This window comes from Mixta mediterraneensis (assembly GCF_030283135.1).
GTDB lineage: Bacteria > Pseudomonadota > Gammaproteobacteria > Enterobacterales > Enterobacteriaceae > Pantoea > Pantoea mediterraneensis.
The window spans coordinates 1-20,852 of sequence record NZ_JASUAZ010000020.1 but is presented as its reverse complement, the minus strand read 5'-3'; the positions used below and the strand labels follow the sequence as shown (position 1 = coordinate 20,852).

General features: G+C 52.7%; 23 protein-coding genes. 17 read left to right on the top strand and 6 right to left on the bottom strand.

The genetic code is table 11. The features are described 5' to 3' along the window. Positions 1 to 19 precede the first annotated feature (19 nt). The 6 genes from aroB (at position 20) to trpS (ending at position 5,554) form a co-directional block, all read left to right on the top strand. Positions 20 to 1,108, top strand: a complete 1,089-nt coding sequence (gene aroB, locus QRY16_RS13070) for a 3-dehydroquinate synthase (RefSeq protein WP_289776890.1) — start codon at positions 20 to 22, stop codon at positions 1,106 to 1,108. A 69-nt stretch (positions 1,109 to 1,177) separates the two neighbouring features. After that, on the top strand, positions 1,178 to 2,212 hold the full coding sequence (locus QRY16_RS13065) for an SPOR domain-containing protein (RefSeq protein ID WP_289776889.1): 1,035 nt from the start codon (positions 1,178 to 1,180) through the stop codon (positions 2,210 to 2,212). Positions 2,213 to 2,308: 96 nt separating this feature from the next. Further along, positions 2,309 to 3,121 carry an adenine-specific DNA-methyltransferase gene (gene dam, locus QRY16_RS13060; RefSeq protein WP_193405606.1) on the top strand — a complete coding sequence of 271 codons (813 nt, stop codon included), beginning with the start codon at positions 2,309 to 2,311 and terminating at the stop codon, positions 3,119 to 3,121. Positions 3,122 to 3,188: 67 nt separating this feature from the next. After that, on the top strand, positions 3,189 to 3,872 hold the full coding sequence (gene rpe, locus QRY16_RS13055) for a ribulose-phosphate 3-epimerase (protein WP_289776888.1): 684 nt from the start codon (positions 3,189 to 3,191) through the stop codon (positions 3,870 to 3,872). Next, positions 3,856 to 4,533, top strand: a complete 678-nt coding sequence (locus QRY16_RS13050; protein ID WP_289776887.1) for a phosphoglycolate phosphatase — start codon at positions 3,856 to 3,858, stop codon at positions 4,531 to 4,533. The genes rpe and QRY16_RS13050 overlap by 17 nt, the downstream gene beginning before the upstream one ends. A gap of 16 nt (positions 4,534 to 4,549) precedes the next feature. Further along, positions 4,550 to 5,554 carry a tryptophan--tRNA ligase gene (gene trpS / locus QRY16_RS13045; protein ID WP_193405608.1) on the top strand — a complete coding sequence of 335 codons (1,005 nt, stop codon included), beginning with the start codon at positions 4,550 to 4,552 and terminating at the stop codon, positions 5,552 to 5,554. 334 nt (positions 5,555 to 5,888) lie between these two features. On the opposite strand, the gene tsgA is transcribed toward trpS, so the two are convergent. After that, a complete protein-coding gene (tsgA, locus tag QRY16_RS13040; protein WP_193405609.1) occupies positions 5,889 to 7,067 on the bottom strand; it encodes an MFS transporter TsgA in 1,179 nt (392 codons plus the stop codon). Between the two features lie 263 nt (positions 7,068 to 7,330). Here tsgA and ppiA point away from each other — a divergent pair, with 263 nt between their 5' ends. From ppiA to argD, 5 genes are all read left to right on the top strand, one after another. Further along, a complete protein-coding gene (ppiA, locus tag QRY16_RS13035) occupies positions 7,331 to 7,903 on the top strand; it encodes a peptidylprolyl isomerase A (RefSeq protein WP_193405610.1) in 573 nt (190 codons plus the stop codon). Positions 7,904 to 8,001: 98 nt separating this feature from the next. After that, on the top strand, positions 8,002 to 8,172 hold the full coding sequence (locus QRY16_RS13030; RefSeq protein WP_193405611.1) for a FicA/YhfG family antitoxin: 171 nt from the start codon (positions 8,002 to 8,004) through the stop codon (positions 8,170 to 8,172). Next, on the top strand, positions 8,162 to 8,755 hold the full coding sequence (locus QRY16_RS13025) for a putative adenosine monophosphate-protein transferase Fic (protein ID WP_289776886.1): 594 nt from the start codon (positions 8,162 to 8,164) through the stop codon (positions 8,753 to 8,755). The genes QRY16_RS13030 and QRY16_RS13025 overlap by 11 nt, the downstream gene beginning before the upstream one ends. A 41-nt stretch (positions 8,756 to 8,796) precedes the next feature. Continuing rightward, entirely contained in the window at positions 8,797 to 9,372 is a 576-nt protein-coding gene (locus tag QRY16_RS13020; RefSeq protein WP_289776885.1) for an aminodeoxychorismate/anthranilate synthase component II, read from the top strand. Between the two features lie 88 nt (positions 9,373 to 9,460). Then, complete coding sequence (argD, locus tag QRY16_RS13015; protein ID WP_289776884.1) at positions 9,461 to 10,681, top strand: bifunctional acetylornithine/succinyldiaminopimelate transaminase; 1,221 nt, start codon at positions 9,461 to 9,463, stop codon at positions 10,679 to 10,681. 1 nt (position 10,682) lies between these two features. On the opposite strand, the gene QRY16_RS13010 is transcribed toward argD, so the two are convergent. Both QRY16_RS13010 and crp read right to left on the bottom strand, forming a co-directional pair. Beyond that, positions 10,683 to 12,758 (bottom strand): YccS/YhfK family putative transporter, encoded by a 2,076-nt coding sequence (locus QRY16_RS13010; protein WP_289776883.1) that lies wholly within the window; start codon positions 12,756 to 12,758, stop codon positions 10,683 to 10,685. Positions 12,759 to 12,815: 57 nt separating this feature from the next. After that, positions 12,816 to 13,448 carry a cAMP-activated global transcriptional regulator CRP gene (gene crp, locus QRY16_RS13005; RefSeq protein WP_000242758.1) on the bottom strand — a complete coding sequence of 211 codons (633 nt, stop codon included), beginning with the start codon at positions 13,446 to 13,448 and terminating at the stop codon, positions 12,816 to 12,818. Positions 13,449 to 13,749: 301 nt separating this feature from the next. Here crp and QRY16_RS13000 point away from each other — a divergent pair, with 301 nt between their 5' ends. Beyond that, positions 13,750 to 14,154 carry an OsmC family protein gene (locus QRY16_RS13000; protein ID WP_193405616.1) on the top strand — a complete coding sequence of 135 codons (405 nt, stop codon included), beginning with the start codon at positions 13,750 to 13,752 and terminating at the stop codon, positions 14,152 to 14,154. Positions 14,155 to 14,184: 30 nt separating this feature from the next. On the opposite strand, the gene QRY16_RS12995 is transcribed toward QRY16_RS13000, so the two are convergent. The 3 genes from QRY16_RS12995 to QRY16_RS12985 all read right to left on the bottom strand — a co-directional run bounded on the left by QRY16_RS12995 (position 14,185) and on the right by QRY16_RS12985 (position 16,330). Continuing rightward, positions 14,185 to 15,054, bottom strand: a complete 870-nt coding sequence (locus tag QRY16_RS12995; RefSeq protein ID WP_193405617.1) for a phosphoribulokinase — start codon at positions 15,052 to 15,054, stop codon at positions 14,185 to 14,187. 61 nt (positions 15,055 to 15,115) lie between these two features. Then, on the bottom strand, positions 15,116 to 15,334 hold the full coding sequence (locus QRY16_RS12990; RefSeq protein ID WP_193405618.1) for a YheU family protein: 219 nt from the start codon (positions 15,332 to 15,334) through the stop codon (positions 15,116 to 15,118). A gap of 3 nt (positions 15,335 to 15,337) precedes the next feature. After that, positions 15,338 to 16,330, bottom strand: coding sequence for a hydrolase (locus tag QRY16_RS12985; RefSeq protein WP_289776882.1), 993 nt, complete (start codon positions 16,328 to 16,330; stop codon positions 15,338 to 15,340). Between the two features lie 84 nt (positions 16,331 to 16,414). On the opposite strand from QRY16_RS12985, the gene QRY16_RS12980 reads away from it, so the two are divergent. The 5 genes from QRY16_RS12980 (at position 16,415) to tauD (ending at position 20,648) form a co-directional block, all read left to right on the top strand. Then, complete coding sequence (locus QRY16_RS12980) at positions 16,415 to 17,017, top strand: LysE family translocator (RefSeq protein ID WP_289776881.1); 603 nt, start codon at positions 16,415 to 16,417, stop codon at positions 17,015 to 17,017. Between the two features lie 201 nt (positions 17,018 to 17,218). Next, positions 17,219 to 18,199: a taurine ABC transporter substrate-binding protein gene (gene tauA, locus QRY16_RS12975; RefSeq protein ID WP_193405621.1), complete on the top strand. Its 981-nt coding sequence runs from the start codon at positions 17,219 to 17,221 to the stop codon at positions 18,197 to 18,199. A gap of 21 nt (positions 18,200 to 18,220) precedes the next feature. Next, positions 18,221 to 18,988, top strand: coding sequence for a taurine ABC transporter ATP-binding subunit (gene tauB, locus QRY16_RS12970; protein ID WP_193405622.1), 768 nt, complete (start codon positions 18,221 to 18,223; stop codon positions 18,986 to 18,988). Then, positions 18,985 to 19,812, top strand: coding sequence for a taurine ABC transporter permease TauC (gene tauC, locus QRY16_RS12965; protein ID WP_193405623.1), 828 nt, complete (start codon positions 18,985 to 18,987; stop codon positions 19,810 to 19,812). Before tauB ends, tauC begins: the two co-directional genes overlap by 4 nt. Continuing rightward, positions 19,809 to 20,648, top strand: coding sequence for a taurine dioxygenase (gene tauD / locus QRY16_RS12960; RefSeq protein WP_289776880.1), 840 nt, complete (start codon positions 19,809 to 19,811; stop codon positions 20,646 to 20,648). The genes tauC and tauD overlap by 4 nt, the downstream gene beginning before the upstream one ends. Positions 20,649 to 20,852: the final 204 nt, after the last annotated feature.

Sequence of the window (20,852 nt, the reverse complement as noted above, 5' to 3'; positions counted from 1 at the left end):
GTAACAGGTATTGAGCATTATGGAGAAGATCACCGTTGCATTGGGGGAACGTAGTTACCCCATTACTATCGCCGCCGGACTGTTTAACGATCCGGCTTCTTTTTGGCCGCTAAAAGCGGGCGATCATGCCATGCTGGTGACTAACCAGACACTGGCACCGCTCTACCTTGAGAAGCTGTCGGCGCTGCTGACAGCGGCGGGCGTAAAAGTGGATCAGGTGGTTTTACCCGACGGCGAGCAGTACAAAACGCTGGCCGTGATGGATCAAGTCTTTACCGCACTGCTGCAAAAGCCGCACGGTCGCGACACGACGCTTATCGCCTTAGGCGGGGGGGTCATTGGCGATCTGACCGGTTTTGCTGCAGCCAGCTATCAGCGCGGTGTACGCTTTATTCAGGTGCCCACGACCTTGTTGTCACAGGTTGATTCTTCCGTGGGTGGCAAAACCGCCGTTAACCATCCACTTGGTAAAAACATGATCGGTGCATTTTATCAGCCCGCTTCGGTGATAATTGATACTGACTGTTTACGCTCGTTGCCGCCACGCGAACTGGCGTCAGGCCTGGCGGAAGTGATTAAGTACGGCATCATTCTGGATGGCGAATTTTTCACATGGCTGGAGCAAAATCTTGATCGGTTACTGGCGCTGGAAACGCAAGCCATGGCGTACTGTATTCGTCGCTGCTGTGAGTTGAAGGCGGAAGTGGTTGCTGCTGATGAGCGGGAAACCGGCCAGCGTGCGCTGTTGAATCTGGGCCATACCTATGGTCATGCGATTGAAGCACACATGGGTTATGGCAACTGGTTGCACGGCGAAGCTGTTGCTGCAGGCATGGTTATGGCAGCACGTACCGCAGAACGTTTAGGCCAGTTCAAAACCGAAGAAACCGATCGCATTATCACTTTACTGCATCGTGCCGGTTTACCGGTGCATGGCCCAGAAGCGATGAAAGCGGAAGACTACTTGCCTCATATGATGCGCGACAAGAAAGTCCTCGCTGGCGAATTACGCCTGGTGCTGCCTTTATCGATTGGCCGTTCTGAAGTGCGTGGCGGCGTAGCGCATGATATGGTGCTGGCTGCAATTAACGATTGCCAGAAAACTTGATAATAAGCAGTTAAGCGGCAGAGCTGCGCGGTGAAGCGCAACCTATACCCGCTTTACTGAGGAGGCAAAATGGATGAGTTTAAACCGGAAGACGAGTTAAAACCTGACGCCAGTGACCGCCGTCCCTCGCGTCCACGCAAGCCGACTTCTGCACCTAAAGTGCCGGTTTCCCGTCAGAAAATGATGATGGGCATCGGCATTTTGGTTTTGCTGCTGTTAGTGCTGGGCATTGGCTCGGCGCTGAATGGCCCGGACGACAGCAAACCGGCGTCTGATAGCAGTAAGGCTACATCCACAGGTGGATCTAACGCTAACGGCGACAGAAATATCGATCTTACAGGGGCGACTTCCATGACCGGCGGGCAAAATTCGTCCGGACCAGCTGCATCAGCCGTAAACACCCCGCCAGCTGCGGGCGAGAGTGCCAGCAACGCGCCGCGTGACATTTCAATGCCTGAAGTTTCCTCCACTCCTACTCAGGCCGCGCCAGTTGAAGCACCTGCTAACCAGCAACGCGTCACTTTGCCAGGCGACCTCAACAGCGCGCTGAATAATCAGCAGCAGCAAATGGATAACGCTGCGCAGGGTGCGCAGAACACCGGTTCTTTACCAACGGCTCCGGCCACGGTAAGTGGCAATGCGAACCATACAGCCACAGCGCCGGCGAACCGCCCGGCAGCGGGTAAAAACAGCTCGCCGGTGCGAACTCAACGCGAGCAGCCGCATAAAACAGCGACGAAGCCCGTAACCAGCGAAAGCAAAACACATACTACGCCAGCGCGTCCGGTTACCCGCGGTTCTGACACCAGTAGCCATGCAGGAAGCAGTGCCTCCAGCAAATCACTGCCGGGCGGCAACTATACGCTGCAGCTGAGCGGCGCATCGCGTGAAGACAGCCTGAATGCCTGGGCGAAGAAACAGAATCTCAGCGGTTATCACGTATATAAAACCACCCGTAACGGTCAGTCGTGGTACGTGCTGGTGAGTGGCTCTTACGCGACCCCCGCCGAGGCTAAACGCGCCGTTGCCTCGCTACCGGCAGACGTTCGTGCGCAGAACCCCTGGGTGAAGCCGCTGAGCCAGGTGAAGAAAGAAGCTCAATAGTTGATGTGGGGCCAGTCACCCTGGCCCCGTTTTTAAGCGCAGATCTGCTGTCGGTCCAGCCACAGCCTCACCATAAGATGTATTAACCACGACAGCATGAAGAAAAATCGCGCTTTCCTGAAATGGGCAGGGGGGAAGTTTCCCTTAGTTGAAGAAATTCATCGCTATTTACCGCAAGGTGACTGCCTGGTTGAACCCTTTGTTGGTGCCGGATCGGTGTTTCTTAATACCGAATTTGACCACTACCATCTTGCTGATATTAACAGCGACTTAATTAATCTTTACAACATCGTTAAGCATCGCACGGCAGATTTTATTCGTGATGCACAGCTCTTGTTCACCCCGGAAGGCAACACTGAAGCCTGCTATTACCTGCGCCGTACCGAATTCAACCTCAGTGCCGACAGCTATCAGCGCGCACTGCTGTTCCTCTATTTGAATCGTCACTGCTACAACGGCTTGTGCCGCTATAACCTGCGTGGCGAATTCAATGTGCCGTTTGGTCGTTATCGTAAACCCTACTTTCCTGAAGCGGAGCTGCTATGGTTTGCCGAGCGGTCACAGAAAGCGACATTTGTCTGTGAGTCATACGATGTTACCCTGAGCAATGCCCGCAAAGGCTCTGTGGTATATTGTGATCCGCCGTATGCCCCGCTGTCCGCGACGGCCAATTTTACGGCGTATCACACCAACAGTTTTAGTCTGCGTGAACAGCAGCATCTGGCAGAGCTGGCTGGCAAGCTGGCGACAGAAAGCCAGATCCCGGTATTGATTTCCAACCATGACACTGCACTCACACGTTTATGGTATCAGGAGGCAGTGTTATATGTGGTTAAGGCCCGGCGTTCTATTAGCCGAAGCATAAGCGGTCGCACAAAGGTCGACGAACTGCTGGCACTGTTTAGCTAGTCGGTTTCGTCCGCGACCAACGCATTACGCCAGCCGCAAGGTTGGCGCACAACAGTGGGAGAAACGGATGAAACAATATTTGCTGGCCCCTTCAATCCTTTCGGCGGATTTTGCCCGTCTGGGCGAAGACACCGCAAAAGCGCTGGCGGCTGGAGGCGACGTGGTTCACTTCGACGTAATGGATAACCATTACGTTCCCAACCTGACCATGGGGCCGATGGTGCTGAAAGCGCTGCGCGACTATGGCATCACCGCACCTATCGATGTGCATCTGATGGTGAAACCGGTTGATGCGCTAATCCCTGAGTTCGCCAAAGCCGGCGCCACCTATATTACGTTTCATCCCGAAGCCAGCGAGCATGTCGATCGCACCTTACAGCTGATCAAAGAACACGGCTGCAAGGCAGGCCTGGTGTTCAATCCCGCCACGCCGCTCAGCTATCTCGATTACGTGATGGATAAGCTGGACATCATTCTGCTGATGTCGGTGAACCCAGGCTTTGGTGGGCAATCTTTTATTCCTGGTACGCTGGATAAATTGCGCGAAGCACGTAAACGCATTGATCAGAGCGGCTACCACATTCGTCTTGAGGTGGACGGTGGTGTGAAGATTGATAACATCGGGCAAATCGCAGCAGCGGGTGCCGACATGTTTGTTGCTGGATCCGCTATTTTTGGTCATCCCGATTACAAAAAAGTCATTGATGATATGCGCAACGAGCTGGAGAAAGCGAATGGCTCATTTCACTGATATTCGTGCGCTGGCATTTGATCTTGACGGCACGCTGGTAGACAGCGCGCCGGGCCTGGCCGATGCGATTGATCGTACGCTGGCAGATCTAAAATTACCTGCCGCTGGCATCGAGCGCGTATCCACCTGGATTGGCAATGGTGCTGACGTGATGATGTCGCGTGCATTGACGTATGCACTGGGCCGAGAGCCGCAGCCGGACGAGCAACGCGATGCGCGTGCCTTATTCGACAGGCATTACGCCGACACGGTGGAGGCGGGCAGTACGCTGTTTCCACAGGTAAAAGCGACGCTGGAAACGCTGCAGACTAAAGGCATTCCGCTGGCTCTTGTTACCAACAAGCCCACCCCCTTTGTTGCGCCTTTATTAGCCTCGCTCGGTATTGCCGACGCGTTTTCGCTGATTATTGGTGGCGATGATGTCATTGTGAAAAAACCACACCCTGCTGCGATTTTTCTGGTACTGGGTAAGTTCGGCCTACTGCCGGGACAATTACTGTTTGTCGGCGATTCCCGCAATGATATTCTCGCTGCCCAGGCGGCTGGCGTGCCCAATATCGGCATGACGTTTGGTTACAATTACGGCGAGCCGATTGCTACCAGCCAGCCTGATTTAACCCTCAACTCTTTCGACGAACTTTTGCCCGCTCTTGGGCTGTAATTATCAGGACACAATCATGAGCAAACCCATCGTTTTCAGCGGCGCACAGCCGTCCGGCGAACTGACCATTGGCAACTATATGGGTGCGCTGCGTCAGTGGGTGCAGATGCAGGACGATTTCCACTGCATTTACTGCATCGTTGACTTACACGCCATCACCGTGCGTCAGGATCCTGCTGCTCTGCGTCAAGCCACGCTGGATACGCTGGCGCTTTATCTTGCCTGCGGTATCGATCCTGAGAAAAGCACTATTTTCGTCCAGTCACATGTGCCAGAACATGCGCAGCTGAGCTGGGTTTTGAACTGCTACGCCTATTTCGGCGAACTCAGCCGTATGACCCAGTTCAAAGACAAATCGGCGCGCTATGAAGAGAACATTAATGCGGGCCTGTTTGATTACCCGGTGCTGATGGCCGCAGACATTCTGCTGTATCAGACTAATCAGGTGCCGGTGGGTGAAGATCAGAAACAGCACCTGGAGCTGAGCCGTGATATTGCCAGCCGTTTTAATGCGCTTTATGGCGAAATTTTCAAGGTGCCGGAGCCATTCATCCCGAAATCAGGCGCACGCGTGATGTCGCTACTTGAGCCGACCAGGAAGATGTCCAAGTCTGACGATAATCGCAATAATGTTATCGGCCTGCTGGAAGATCCTAAATCGGTAGTGAAGAAGATCAAACGAGCCATGACCGACTCCGAAGAGCCGCCAGTGGTGCGCTACGACATTAAAGAAAAGCCCGGCGTTTCTAACCTGCTGGATATTTTGTCTGGCGTCACTGGCAAACCTGTTGCCGAGCTGGAACAAGAGTTTGAAGGCAAAATGTATGGTCATCTGAAAGGTGCAGTAGCCGATGCGGTTTCTGGCATGTTGTCGGAATTGCAGGCGCGTTATAACCGTTTCCGGAATGACGAAGCTTTGCTGGAACAGGTAATGCGTGACGGCGCAACTAAAGCGCGCGCGCAGGCGCAAGAGACGCTGAAGAAGGTGTATCAAGCGGTGGGTTTTGTCGCCCAGCCTTGAGTGTTAAGCGGTAAAAAAAAGCGGCGGGCCTGAACCCGCCGTTTTTACTGGATGCGGCACAGCGACCGCTTTTCACCCGCGGCTGCAAAAAGCGCAACGCTGAGTATGGCTGCATAATAAAAAGTCGAGCGGTTCAAGCTGAAGCGTGCGGGCTGTAAGCGCTCATGTTCTACTGAAGCGCCCGTTACTATAACGCGGCTGTTCCTGCAGCGGTGGTCTGTCAGCGTTTATCTGGGCTTCCAACCGGCGCAATATGCCATCTACCGGCAGGAAAAAGAGGGAAGGATGCCAAAGGTTGAAGGAAGAGGGCGCGCCGCAGCGCCGCCCGAAAGGATTAATGCGTGACGTGACCATGCTGGCGATGCTTAGACACAAAACCAAGCAGCACACACATAATGAACACCACCGCATACAAACCGTTAGCGGTAAACAGTGCAGCGTGCACGCTGCTCTTCTCAACAATCGGTCCGGTTACCACGAAAGTTAACATAGTGCCGACTGTGCCGCAGGTCAGGATAAAATTCACCAGCTTTGGCGACGAGACTTTGGTTTGCAGCGAACCAAGCGTAATGATGGTGGTGTAAATCGCGCTGGAGCTGAAGCCTAGTGTCATGATGATCCAGCTCAGCATACCGGCATCGTTGCTGCGGACAAACCAGTACATCAATACCGTGGCGAGGCCGGTCAGAACCATCAGAATGCGTTGCAAATCGAAGAAACGCAGCAGGAAGCTGAACACCCACATGCCGATCATATAGGCGGTCCAGAAATTACCGACCAGCTGACCCGCGCTGGCAATATCCATGCCCATGGTTTTGGTCGCGTATTCCGGCACCCAGGAAATAAAGCCGAGTTGACCCAGGATATAGCACAGCGCGGCAATCGACAGGAACAGCACGCCAACGCCCCACTTCTCTTTTTCTACCGTTGGGCTGTTTTCTGGTTTACTCAGGACCGGAAATTCTACCAGCAGCGTCAGCACAAAAATCGCGACGTAAATGACGCCAATACAGGCGTAGACCCAATACCAGGGCAACTGGCGTGCCAGCAGGATGCCTGCCAGCACCGGGAACAGTGTGCCGGCCATGCTAAAAAAGGAGTCGGTAAACAACAGGCGTGAGCCTCGCTGGCGACCTTCATATATATGTGTAATCAGGAAAGTGCCAATCGACATGGTGATACCGCTGACCACGCCCAGTACGAACATACACAGCGAGAAGATGCTTAGATCGCGGCTGGTCATCAGACCTGCTACCGCCAGTATCATTAAGACAAAGCCAAAGATCAGCTGGCGTTTAAGGGGTACGATGACCATCAACCAGGCATTAAGGAAAACCGCCGCCAGAATACCGGCATTAAGAAAAGTAAAAGTGTTACTCATGCTGGAGATGGGGATCTGGAAATCTTTCGCAATATCACCCATTACCATGCCGGTAACGATCACCAGCGCGCCGGTAAGCGCATAAGAAAAAAAGCTGATCCAGGTAAGGCCTAAACGATTTCGGTTTGTCATATTTCTGCACCTGTTAAATACCGGAAGGTCGGTAAAAGTGTGAGAAAGTGTAAACGGAACGGTGCCCTTAATAAACAATCAATGAAAATCTGGATCTATTATTTCACTATTAATGTGATTTCAATCAATTAATGTCCGGCGTTTATCGATTACACCGTTTCGTTAATGCGCACGTAAATAAAGGTAAAACGCTGGCTCTTAGAATACATGCTCTTTACAATCAATCTCGTTTTGAGCTCGCTCTCCAAGGTAAGGAATCTTTTATGTTTAAACGTACTTTGACAGCGGCAGTTGCCCTGTTAGCGCTCTCCTCGGTTTCTGCCTCGGCATTAGCCGCTAAAGGCGATACACACATTCTGCTTACCACTTCTGCCGGTAATATCGAACTCGAACTGAACGATCAAAAAGCGCCGGTTACAGTGAAAAATTTCGTTGATTATGTAAATAGTGGTTTCTACAACAACACTATTTTCCATCGCGTGATCCCTGGTTTTATGATTCAGGGCGGCGGTTTTACGACTGATATGCAACAGAAGCAGACCAACGCGCCTGTTAAAAATGAAGCAGACAATGGCCTGCGTAATCTGCGCGGTACCATTTCTATGGCGCGTACAGCAGATAAAGACAGCGCTACCAGCCAGTTTTTCCTGAACGTGGCAGATAACGCTTTCCTTGATCACGGTCAGCGTGATTTTGGTTATGCGGTATTTGGTAAAATAGTGAAAGGGATTGAAGTGGCAGATAAGATTTCTCAGGTCCCAACCAAAGACGTTGGTCCATACCAGAATGTGCCAACAAAACCGGTCGTTATCCTTTCTGCAAAAGTTCTGCCTTAACACTTCTAACGCCATCGACAGATGGCGAATATTGCCACGCCTCCGGCAAAGGAAAATTTTGCTCTTATACTTAGGGCAAAACGCAGCCAGGAGGCGACATGGCAAACAAACTCACCGAGAAACAAAAATCGACGCTCTGGCAACAGCGGCGCGCAGCCTGCTATCAGGCCAGCTGTCGGCTGGAAGGCTTAGTGCTAAATGAACCCGCACTAAAAGGCGAAGATGCTCAGACGCGACTGGAATCGCTGAGGAGACAGTATGGCCAATAACGCTGCCGTTATCCGCGATCCCTACCTGTGGCACAACGAGGATGTGTTGAAAAATCGCCTTGATATTTATGATGCCGTTCAGCTGCGTAAAGCGGAGTTAAGCTTCAGCGCTACACGCCTTGCCACGCTTGAACTGGGCGCAAGTACCCTGGGCCTGCCTTATCTTTGCCATATTCATCGTACCCTTTTCCAGGATGTCTATAGCTGGGCCGGGGAGTTACGAACCATCGATATCTGGCGCGACGATATGCCGTTTTGCCATTTTGAATATATCGAAAAAGAGGGCAATACGCTGATGAGCGCGCTGGAAGAAGAGAAAGGTTTAGCCGATCTGGGGGCGGAACAGTTTGTACAGCGTATCGCACACTACTATTGCGAAATCAATATGTTGCATCCGTTCCGTGAAGGCAATGGTCGCGCCCAGCGCATCTTCTTCGAACAGCTGGCGCTGCATGCGGGGTTTTTGCTCGACTGGGGTAAGGTTGAGACGGAAAACTGGGCTGCCGCAAATCAGGCTGGCGCTTCCGGTGATTTGAAACGGCTTGAACAGGTATTTGCGAAAATAGTGAGCGAAGCGGGGTAAAAGCGTAGAATGGCGGCGCTTTCAACCACTCTGGATGGGCTATGCTGCTGCTTATCGACAATTACGACTCGTTCACCTGGAATCTCTACCAGTATTTTTGCGAGTTTGGCACGGAAGTTCGCGTTGTGCGAAACGATGCCATCACGCTGGAAGAGATGAACGCCTTACCGTTGACGCACCTGGTTATTTCCCCTGGGCCGTGCACGCCGGATGAATCTGGCATTTCGCTGGCAGCCATTCGCCATTTTGCCGGACGCATACCGGTGCTTGGTGTTTGTCTTGGTCATCAGGCCATTGCGCAGGCGTATGGCGCGAAAGTGACGGGTGCGCGTCAGGTGATGCACGGTAAAACGTCTGCGATTCAGCACACCAACCGCGGCGTATTCCGCAACCTGAACAATCCACTTACCGTTACGCGCTATCATTCGTTAATCGTGCAGCGCGATACCTTGCCGGATGATTTTGAAATCACCGCCTGGAGTCTGCGCGACGGACAACTGGATGAAATTATGGGATTCCGTCATAAAACCCTGGCGCTGGAAGGCGTGCAGTTCCACCCCGAGAGTATTCTTAGCGAGCAAGGCCATCAGCTGCTGCGCAATTTCCTTAATCAGTAAAGTTATGTTTGCCTTTAATTGATTTTTTATGCATATTTTATGATTATTATCTCGCATTGGCTCAACAGCTAATCAAATGAGGTCGTCAATGGCAGCGGAAAAAATTGCGGTAACGCGGGAAACATTCGATAACGTCATTTTGCCTGTTTATGCACCGGCACAGTTCGTGCCGGTGAAAGGCAAGGGCAGCCGCGTATGGGATCAGCAAGGCAAAGAATATATCGATTTCTCTGGCGGGATCGCGGTCACCGCGTTGGGCCATTGTCACTCGTCGCTGGTAGAAACCCTGAAAAGCCAGGGCGAAACGCTGTGGCATACCAGCAACGTGTTCACTAACGAACCGGCGCTGCGGCTTGCCAGTAAATTAATCCATGCCACTTTTGCTGAGCGCGTGTTCTTTGCAAATTCAGGCGCAGAAGCAAACGAAGCCGCGTTTAAGCTGGCGCGTTATTACGCTTACAAACGGCACAGTCCGTTCAAAAGCAAAATTATCGCTTTCCATAATGCTTTTCATGGCCGCACGCTGTTCACCGTGTCGGTTGGTGGGCAGCCAAAATATTCGGACGGCTTTGGTCCAAAGCCCGCAGATATTGTGCATGTCCCCTTCAACGATCTGGATGCAGTAAAAGCCGTTATTGATGATCACACCTGTGCCATCGTGGTTGAGCCGATTCAGGGCGAAGGCGGGGTGATGCCGGCGACGCAGGAATTTATGCAAGGTCTGCGCGAACTGTGCGATCAGTATCAGGCGCTGCTGGTGCTGGACGAAGTGCAAAGCGGCATGGGACGCAGCGGTAAACTGTTTGCCTATGAACATTACGGCGTGATGCCGGATATTCTGACCTCAGCAAAAGCGCTGGGCGGCGGTTTCCCGGTAAGTGCGATGCTGACTACCAATGAAGTTGCTTCTACCATGGCGCCAGGCGTACATGGTACGACTTACGGCGGCAACCCGCTGGCGTGTGCGATTGCCGAAACGGCGCTGGACATCATCAATACGCCGGAGGTGTTACAAGGCGTAGAGACCCGTCGTCAGCAATTTGTCGAAGCGCTGAAAGCCCTTGATGCTCAGCAGGATCTGTTCTCTGATATTCGTGGTAAAGGTCTGCTAATTGGCGCGGCGCTGAAACCGCAGCATGCAGGTAAGACGCGCGATATTCTGCATGCCGCTGCGGCAGAAGGCGTAATGATTCTGGTTGCGGGGACGGATGTGATCCGTTTCGCGCCGTCGCTGGTCATTGAACCAGACGTGATTGCCGAAGGTATGCAGCGCTTTGCCAAAGCGGTGGAGAAGGTGCTTAGCGCCTGATTTAGCTTTTTCTTAAATGCCTGACCAGCCAGCGACCATGTTGTGGCCGCTGGCTCCATGCCAGAGACGAAATGGTATGCATCACATTCAGGTGTCCCAAAATGCGTTTTACATGCTGCTCCACAACCGTAATCGGCCCTTCATTGATATTTTCCGCCTCCTGTAGCACGTTGGTTTGTGAACCGTTACCGTCATATTCCAGCCGCTGCTGGCAGCGTTGCAATGCAATCTCGCACGACTGTAAATAGCGTTCCGCCAGCGCGGGTGTCAGCATAGTATGCTCGCGCGCGAGAATGGTCATGGCGTTGATGTGTTCTACAATGAACTGGCTATGCGTTACCCACATTCGCATATCTTTCAAATATTGAGAGTTGAAACCCGGCTCCTGCATCGCCTGATTCAGCGAGTTAAAGAGTGCATTGTGTGCCTGATTGACCAGTACGCGCTGATAAGCCAGCTTTTCAGCTGACTGTTCCGGGCCAAGCAACATGCGTAGTGCATCCTGATACGTTTCCAGCGCATCATGCGCGTTCTGGCGCAGCAAGCCGCTTTGCCACTGTGGCCAAAGCCACACCATGCCACCAAAGGCGATCAGGCAACCCATCAGGGTATCCATCAGTCGTGGTAGCAGGAACTGTGCGCCATTCAGCGACAGCGGTTGCAGTGAATATACCGCTGTGACGGTAAAACCAATGGTCGCCCAGCCATAAAATTTACGGGTAAACAGGTAACTGACGAAGGTGATAACGAGCATGATAAGCAGCACCAGCGATTCCGGTACGGCGAAGCGCAAAGTGGCAGCGGCAATCACTAAACCGGCAAATGTGCCGAGCGCGCGGTGTTGAATGCGTACCCGCGTAGCGCTGTAGCTATTCTGACTCACGAACATAATGGTCATCAGAATCCAGTAAGGTTTAGGAATATTGAAAAACATGGCCAGTGCGCTGCCCAACATCAGCATAACGGCAAAGCGGCCAGCAGTGCGCAGTGCAGCAGACTTGAAATTCAGATAACTACGCAGGGCGGGCAACAGCGGCAGGTGACGCTGACGATCGGCCATCAGGTCGCGCTGATAGAGTGGTTTTTGCGTGCGCAGGACGCGCGCGATACGGTTGAAATGATAAAGACAAAAGTTACCGACCGGGTTATCAGGGTGCTGGCGTGCAATTTTTTCCAGCGCGCCGAGCTGTTTATCCATGGCAAAGCGGTCGGGCAGTTGATGATAAAGAATGTTATCCGCCAGCACCCGAAGCCGGGACGAAATGGTTCTGGCATTCCAGCGGATCACCGCTTCCGCATGACTCTGCTCCACCAGCTTTTGCACCTCTTCCGGTTGATGCAGGCTGACAGAGATATGCTCCTGCAAATCCAATGCAACCTGAAAGGAACGCTTCAGGCGTTTATGGCTTTCATCGCCATTGGCCGACAACATATGCATCTGTTGATAACAGATGTTAATCAGATCGACCACTTTTTGTTGACGCGCCAGCAGCGGCGGCAACGCTTTTTCTGGATCGACGAATTGCGTCAGTAGCGTGTATTTCGCGTCGCAGTAATCGGCCAGCTCGCGATAGACCAGACTCAGGCTTTCACGCATCGGCTGCTCTTTCCACAGCCAGAACCAAAACCAGTTGAACAGGCCGTACCACAGCGTACCGCCAATATAGAGCAACGGCGGAACATACATCGGCATACGTCCCATCAGGCTCAGTGTGAAAATGGCGGCAATTAGCGAACCGGGCAGTAAACGCCCATGAAGCGGGCTGATTTCACCCGTCACGCCGAGCAATAAGGGTATGACAAGCAGAATGGCGGGTAGCGGAACGCCTTTCAGTGTCAGAAACTGCATAAGAAAACTGCCGAGCGCAAACAGGCTGCCGCCGACAATCAGGCGCTTAAAGAAGCGTTTATGGGGAGTATCGAGGCCAGCAATATTGCAGCAGGCAGGCACCAGCGAGAACAGCAGTCCCTTTTGCAGATCGCCAAACAGCCAGCCGAGTGCAACGGGCACGCAAAGGACCAGCGTCTGCCGCAGGGCGTAGTTAATTTCCGGATGATAGATGATTCGACGCCACATCAGCTCAGCGCAAATAATAACGGCGTGATGTTGCCATCACGCCGGGAGTGACAGGAATTAGCGGGTGCCGTAAACGACGATGGTTTTGCCGTGTGCTGAGATCAGGTTCTGATCTTCCAGCATCTTCAAAATACGGCCCACGGTTTCACGTGAGCAACCAACGATTTGGCCAATTTCCTGACGAGTAATTTTAATTTGCATGCCGTCGGGATGCGTCATGGCGTCTGGCTGTTTGGCCAGATTAAGCAGCGTTTGCGCAATGCGTCCGGTAACGTCAAGGAAAGCGAGGTTACCCACTTTTTCTGACGTTACCTGTAAGCGACGCGCCATCTGCGACGACAGTCGCATCAAAATATCCGGGTTTACCTGAATCAACTGACGAAATTTCTTGTAGGAAATTTCTGCCACTTCGCACGCGGTTTTCGCACGTACCCAGGCGCTACGTTCCTGACCTTCTTCAAACAGGCCAAGCTCGCCAATAAAATCGCCTTGATTCAAATAGGAGAGAATCATCTCTTTGCCTTCTTCATCTTTGATCAGAACCGCAACGGAACCTTTCACGATGTAGTAAAGCGTTTCAGCCTTTTCACCTTGGTGAATCAGCGTACTTTTGGATGGATATTTGTGAATATGGCAATGGGACAGGAACCATTCGAGTGTAGGGTCTGTTTGCGGTTTGCCGAGAACCATTCGCTATTATCCTCTGTTGTAATCGTGCCCAAAATACAGGGGACAATTTCCCTGTCAGGCGATGAAAGCTTCAAGCATTTTCCATTCTGGAAATTATTCGGGCTGCATTTGGCGCATGGCGCTTAATTCTTCCCGGCTTCGTCATCAGGTGACGAAAAATATTTTCAGCTCTGTTTGTAACACAGCTTTTGCCGACTGTCTTGTGTTGTCTCGCTTCAGCAAAGGGCGGATTTCTCTGGATTGCTGTTTACCAGGTGAAAGCGTACTCTGACGCAAATGATCAGGTTATGGAGGCTATATCATGCAGGCAAGAGTGAAGTGGGTTGAAGGTCTGACATTTCTTGGCGAATCGTCGTCGGGCCATCAGGTAGTGATGGACGGTAACGCTGGCGATAAAGCGCCCAGCCCGATGGAGATGGTGCTGATGGCAGCAGGGGGATGCAGCGCGATTGATGTGGTGTCCATTTTGCAGAAAGGCCGCAATGATGTAGTCGAGTGTGAAGTCAAACTCACTTCCGAACGTCGCGAAGAAGCGCCGCGTATTTTTACCCATATTAATCTGCATTTTATTGTGAGCGGCAAAGCGCTGGCTGACAAAGCGGTGGCGCGCGCTGTTGACCTTTCTGCCGACAAGTATTGCTCGGTGGCGATTATGTTAGGTAAAGGTGTGGAAATCACTCACAGTTATGAAGTGACAGAACTGTAGTTGCCGGAGGCCGATTTGTGGCCTCCCCCCTTATTCAATACGTTTGCCTTCCATGAGCCGTTTGACCAGCGGCCCCATAATTAACTCCATCGCCAGCCCCATTTTGCCACCCGGAACAACCAGGGTATTGATATGCGAGATGAACGATCCTTGCAACATCGCCAGCAGATAGGGGAAATCAATATCTTCAAGCGCCTGGAAATGGATAACCACAAAGCTTTCATCCAGCGACGGGATGCTGCGTGCGGCAAACGGATTTGACGTATCCACAGTGGGAACGCGCTGGAAGTTAATATGGGTGCGAGAAAATTGTGGCGTGATGAAGTTAATGTAATCTTCCATTGAGCGCACCACCGAATCCATTACGGCTTCACGAGAATGGCCGCGCTCGCTGGTATCACGTACCAGTTTTTGGATCCATTCCAGGTTCACAATCGGCACTACGCCAACCAGCAAGTCGACGTTTTCGGCCACGTTGTGTTGCGCGGTCATCACGCCGCCATGCAGCCCCTCATAAAACAGAATATCGGTATTGGCTGGCAGTGGCTGCCACGGCGTAAAGGTGCCGGGCACCTGATTCCACGGCACCGCTTCGTCATAGGTATGCAGGTATTTACGCGACTGACCCTGACCACTTTTACCATATTCAATAAAGGTTTGTTCCAGCAGACCAAAATCATTGGCTTCGGGGCCGAAATAACTGACATGACGTCCCAGATCGCGCGCTTTGCGGATAGCCATGTCCATTTCAGGTCGCGTGAAGCGATGAAAACTATCGCCTTCAAGTTCTGCCGCGTGCAGATCCCACTGCTGGAAAATCTTACGGAAGGCGAGGCTGGTGGTAGTGGTTCCTGCTCCGCTGGAACCGGTCACTGCGATAATTGGATGGCGGGCAGACATAGAAAAGCTTCCTGTGAGGTCGGGCGAAGAGCATTGTTAGCATGAATTCCTCGTTAACGCATTAGCCACGAAATTCATTGCGCGGCATGATATTTACCGTTTCATGCAGTTCGGACCACACTAATAGCACTTCGCCGCGCTCAAGCTGGCGGCGTACGTCAGCGACTTTGTCTTCCAGGCTGCGTTCATGCTCGCCATAGTCGGTTCCTTCGCGCAGCACGAAGGTTTCAATCAGATTTTCGAGGGTTTCGGGTGAAACCTCTTGCCAGGGAATAATCACAGATTAGCCATCCAAAAAAGGTGAAAGCCATTGTGGCACGCGCTGTTCCAGCCACAGTTGTGGCTGGAACAGCGTACCGCCAACAAATCCAACGTGGCCGCCATGCGACGTCATTTGATAAGTAATAGTGGCAGATAATTGGTTTTTTCGCGGGATCACGTCGCTACTCATAAACGGATCGTCTTTGGCGTGAATGATCAGCAGCGGTTTACGTACTGAATTTAATAGAGGCAAGGCGCTGGCGCGACGATAATAGTCGCCGGCATCCACAAAGCCATGCGCGCGTGCGGTAATAGCATCATCAAAATCGCGCAGACGGCGCAGCGCTTTGAGTTGGGTTAAATTCACCGGTAACGTTTCCGGCCATGCGCGTAGCTTGCGTTCAGCATTTTTTTTGAGTTGAGCCAGCAAATAGTATTGATAGAAGCGCGAAAATCCCTGCTCCAGCCGCAGGCTACAGGGTTCAAGCATCAGCGGCGCCGAAACAATGACACTAGCATCCAGCGCGGTATCCTCCCCTTGCTGACCCAGCAGGCAACCCAGCATATTGCCACCCAGCGAAAAACCTACTGCCGCTGTCGGAACGCGGCCCCAGCGAGTGCGCAGCCATTGCAAAAAAAAGCGAGCGTCTTCCGTTTCGCCTGAATGATAAATGCGGTTGAGTCGATTGGGTTCGCCGCTGCAGCCACGAAAATGCATCACCACCGCCAGCCAGCCGCGTGCCTGACACCTCGCCATCAGCCCATGTATATAAGGGCTATAAAAGCTGCCTTCCAGGCCATGAAACAACACTACGCGCGGCTTATGCTGTACCGGTTGTGGATCTTCGCTCCATGCCAAATCAACAAAGTCGCCGTCCGGCAGATCCAGCCGCTGCCAGTGCGGCTGCAAGGTGACATGGCGACGCAGCAGGCGTGGTAGCACGGTTTGCAGATGCGGATTACCGAAGCCAGCGAGTGCGATAAAGCGCTCATGCTGCTCATCCATAAATTTCATGTTGTAAAGCCTTGTCTGTTCCCTATCACACTGCTAGCTTCGATAGGTTTTTTGCTTGCCAGGGGTGAGGAGCACCCGATTTCCATGGAACTGAGTCTTTTTTTATCAATGTTGGGTTTTCTTTGGGTCGCTGCGATCACGCCAGGCCCTAATAATATGTTACTCACCGCTTCAGGGGCCAATTTTGGCTTTCTGCGCACCATTCCCTTGATGATCGGCATCATGATCGGCATGCAGGTGATGCTATTGATGGTGGCGTTTGGAGTGGGTGGCTTAATCCTGCTTTACCCTTCACTGCACTTAATTCTGAAGATTGCCGGTAGCCTGTATCTGCTATGGCTGGCATGGAAGATTGCGACCGCGACTTATGAAAAGCTGGAAACCGATACGGCTCGTGTCGCCCCGATGCCTTTCTGGCAAGGAGGGTTGCTGCAATTGATCAATCCCAAAGCGTGGCTGATGGCGCTGGGAGCGGTGGCCAGTTTCAGTCTGGCGGGAGAGGCGTATCGCCATTCGGTGATGGCGATCAGTATCGGTATGTTTATTGTGAATCTGGTTTCAGGGGTGATCTGGATGGGTTTTGGCACCCTGATTGGCCGTATTCTGCGCAGCCGACGCGCCTGGACCCTCTTCAATGTAGCAATGGGGGTGTTAACCGCCGCCTGCGTATTATTAATCTGGCATTAAGCTCATGGGAAGCGCGTTCAACGCGTTTTCAGGACAACGCTTCCCGTCTTTTCTGACTGCTTTTGTATTTGCGAATTTCTTCTTAGTTTTGCAGATGATGATCTAAGGACTTATTTTTATTAGGGATAATTTTTAATTCCTTTGTGAAATTAATCGTTACAGGGAAACTGCCCGCATCGCAAAAAATTGGGGTGCAGCATCATGGCAGTGAAACGACGATTAACAGTTTTAGCAGCAGCACTGGCACTGCTGACTTTTCAGGCAGAAGCGGTGAATGTCACCGTGGCGTATCAAACCTCGGCTGAACCAGCCAAAGTAGCACAGGCAGATAACACCTTTGCCAGAGAAAGCGGTGCAACCGTTGACTGGCGCAAATTTGATAGCGGCGCGGGAGTATTGCGTGCACTGGCCTCTGGCGACGTACAGATTGGTAATATCGGCTCCAGCCCGTTAGCGGTAGCAGCCACGCAGCAGCTGCCGATTGAAGCTTTCCTGCTGGCTTCTCAGCTTGGCAATTCCGAAGCGTTGGTAGTGAAAAAGAGTATCGCCAGCCCGAAAGATCTGATCGGTAAACGTATTGCCGTTCCGTTTATTTCCACCACCCATTACAGCCTGCTGGCCGCGCTAAAGCACTGGGGCATTAAGCCGTCGCAGGTGCAGTTAGTTAATCTCCAGCCTCCCGCCATTATTGCCGCCTGGCAACGGGGCGATATTGATGGTGCATACGTCTGGGCGCCCGCCGTTAATCAGCTTGAGAAAGAGGGCAAAGTGCTGACTGATTCCTCACAGGTCGGAAGTTGGGGATCGCCAACCCTTGACGTGTGGGTGGTGCGCAAAGACTTCGCCGCGCAGCATCCTGACATCGTCACGGCTTTTGCCCGCAGCGCGCTTGAGGCGCAAAAAACCTACATCGCTAACCCTGAACAATGGCTGAAGCAGCCGGATAACCTGAATAAATTGTCACGTCTGAGCGGTGTGCCGGCAGCGCAAATACCCGGTCTGGTGAAAGGCAACACTTATCTCACCGCACAGCAGCAGGTTGAGCAGCTGAGCAAGCCGGTCAACACAGCAATTGTTGATACCGCGCAATTCCTGAAAGAGCAGGGGAAAGTGCCGCAGGCAGAAAGCGATTACAGCAGCTTTGTCACCACGCGTTTTGTTGCGCCATTAGCCAAACCGTAAGCCCACAGGTAAGGAGCAACCATGCTACGCATTTCGCATCTTAATGCCCGTTACGCTGGTCAACCCGTCTTGCAGGACATCAACCTGCAACTGGATAACAGTGAGCTGCTGGTTGTACTTGGCCCGTCTGGCTGTGGCAAAACCACGCTGCTCAACCTGGTTGCCGGCTTTCTGCCGGTTGAATCTGGCAGTATCACGCTGGATGGCAAGGTAATTAACGGACCGGGCGCAGAGCGTGGCGTGGTATTTCAGCATGAAGGGTTATTGCCATGGCGCAACGTGCTGGATAACGTTGCGTTTGGTTTGCAGCTGGCGGGCATGGCGCGTCAGGAACGCGAAATCATTGCGCGCCGACTGATTAAAAAAGTCGGGCTGGAAGGAGCGGAGAAGCGCCAGATTTGGCAGCTTTCCGGTGGTCAGCGCCAGCGCGTGGGTATCGCGCGTGCGTTGGCCGCCGATCCCCAACTGCTGCTACTGGACGAACCGTTTGGCGCGCTCGATGCCTTCACCCGCGAGCAGATGCAAACCCTGTTGTTAACGTTATGGCGTGATAGCGGCAAGCAGATTTTGTTAATTACTCACGATATAGAAGAAGCGATTTTCCTTGCCAGCGAACTGGTTCTGCTGTCTCCAGGCCCAGGCCGCGTTGTTGAGCGGCTCAGGCTTGATTTTGGTCAGCGCTTTGCCAGCGGCGAAGCGTGCCGCAGCATTAAATCCGATCCGACGTTTATCGCCCAGCGTGAATATGTGCTGAGCCGTGTTTTTGCGCAGCGGGAGGCTTTTGTATGAGCGCATTGATCAATGATAAAACGATACCATCGCGACGCCGCCTACGCTGGCCGCTTTCTACCCAGCTCAGCCTGAGCTTGCTAAGTGTCTGCATACTGCTGCTGATATGGTGGGGCGTGACGGCACTTGGCCTGATTGCGCCCCTGTTTTTGCCTTCGCCGCAGCAGGTACTGAGCAAGCTGTTGCTCATCGCCAGCCCACAAGGATTTATGGATGCCACGCTGTGGCAGCATCTGGCGGCCAGCCTGATGCGCATGCTGATTGCACTGCTGGCCGCAGCGGCGATCGGCATTCCGGTTGGCATCGCAATGGGCCTCAGTCCGGCGATACGCGGGTTGCTCGATCCGCTGATTGAACTGTATCGCCCGGTGCCCCCGCTGGCGTATCTGCCGCTGATGGTCATTTGGTTTGGCATTGGTGAAACTTCGAAAATCCTGCTGATTTACCTGGCGATATTCGCCCCGGTCACGCTATCAACGCTGGCAGGCGTTCGCAATGCACAGCAGGTGCGTATTCGTGCTGCCCAGGCGCTGGGAGCCAGTCGCTGGCAGATCCTGCGCTGGGTTATTTTGCCGGGGGCTTTGCCAGAGATTTTGACCGGGCTACGTATTGGCTTAGGGGTTGGCTGGTCAACGCTGGTCGCTGCCGAACTGATTGCTGCCACGCGTGGGCTTGGATTTATGGTGCAGTCAGCTGGAGAATTCCTCGCCACCGATGTGGTGCTGGCTGGTATTGCCGTTATTGCTTTAATCGCCTTTAGCTTAGAGCTCGGGCTTCGCGTGTTACAGCGCCGCCTGACACCCTGGAATGGAGAACAACCATGAACGAACGTCTGAACATCAACGCGCTGGGTCCGTACATTGGTGCGCAAGTGACGAATCTTGATTTGGCTCGCCCGCTTAGCGATGCGCAGTTTGAGCAGCTTTATCATGGCTTGCTGCGCCATCAGGTGCTGTTTTTGCGCGATCAGGTGTTGGCGCCTGAACAACAGCGCGCCCTGGCGATACGCTTTGGCGATCTGCATATTCATCCGGTGTATCCACATGCCGAAGGCGTGGAAGAAATTATCGTGCTGGATACGCATCAGGATAATCCACCTGACAATGATAACTGGCACACCGACGTTACCTTTATCGAGACACCGCCTGCGATAGCGATTTTAGCGTCAAAGGTATTACCGGAATTTGGCGGTGATACGTTGTGGACCAGTGGGATTGCAGCCTATGAAGCGCTGTCTGCGCCGATCAAAAGTTTGCTTGACGGTTTGCATGCCGAGCACGATTTCAAAAAATCATTCCTGGAATTTAAATATCGTAAGTCTGAGGAAGAGCATCAGCGCTGGCAGCAAGCGGTGGAGAAGCACCCGCCAGTGCAGCATCCGGTTATTCGTACGCATCCGGTGAGCGGCAAAAAAGCGCTGTTTGTTAATGAAGGTTTTACCACGCGAATAGTAGATTTGAGCGAGAAAGAGAGCGAGGCGCTGCTGGGATTTTTATTTGCGCATGTGACCAGGCCGGAGTTTCAGGTGCGCTGGCGCTGGCAGCCGAATGATGTGGCGATTTGGGATAACCGTGTGACGCAGCATTATGCCAATGCGGATTACTATCCAGCGAGAAGGGTGATGCATCGGGCGACGGTGCTGGGAGATAAACCTTTTTAAATTCTTCATACCGGGCGACGGCTGCGTTGCGTTTGTCGCCCGGTATGAAGAGGTTGGGTTGCGCGAACGGTAGCGTCAGCTGTACTAGCTCAGACCTGATCTGACAGTTACCGGTTATTTATACAGGTGTCTGTCAGATTAAATCTGGTTCAGATTCTTTTCTGCCCAGACCCGTTTTCCATCAAGTAACGTGGCCATTGGCGT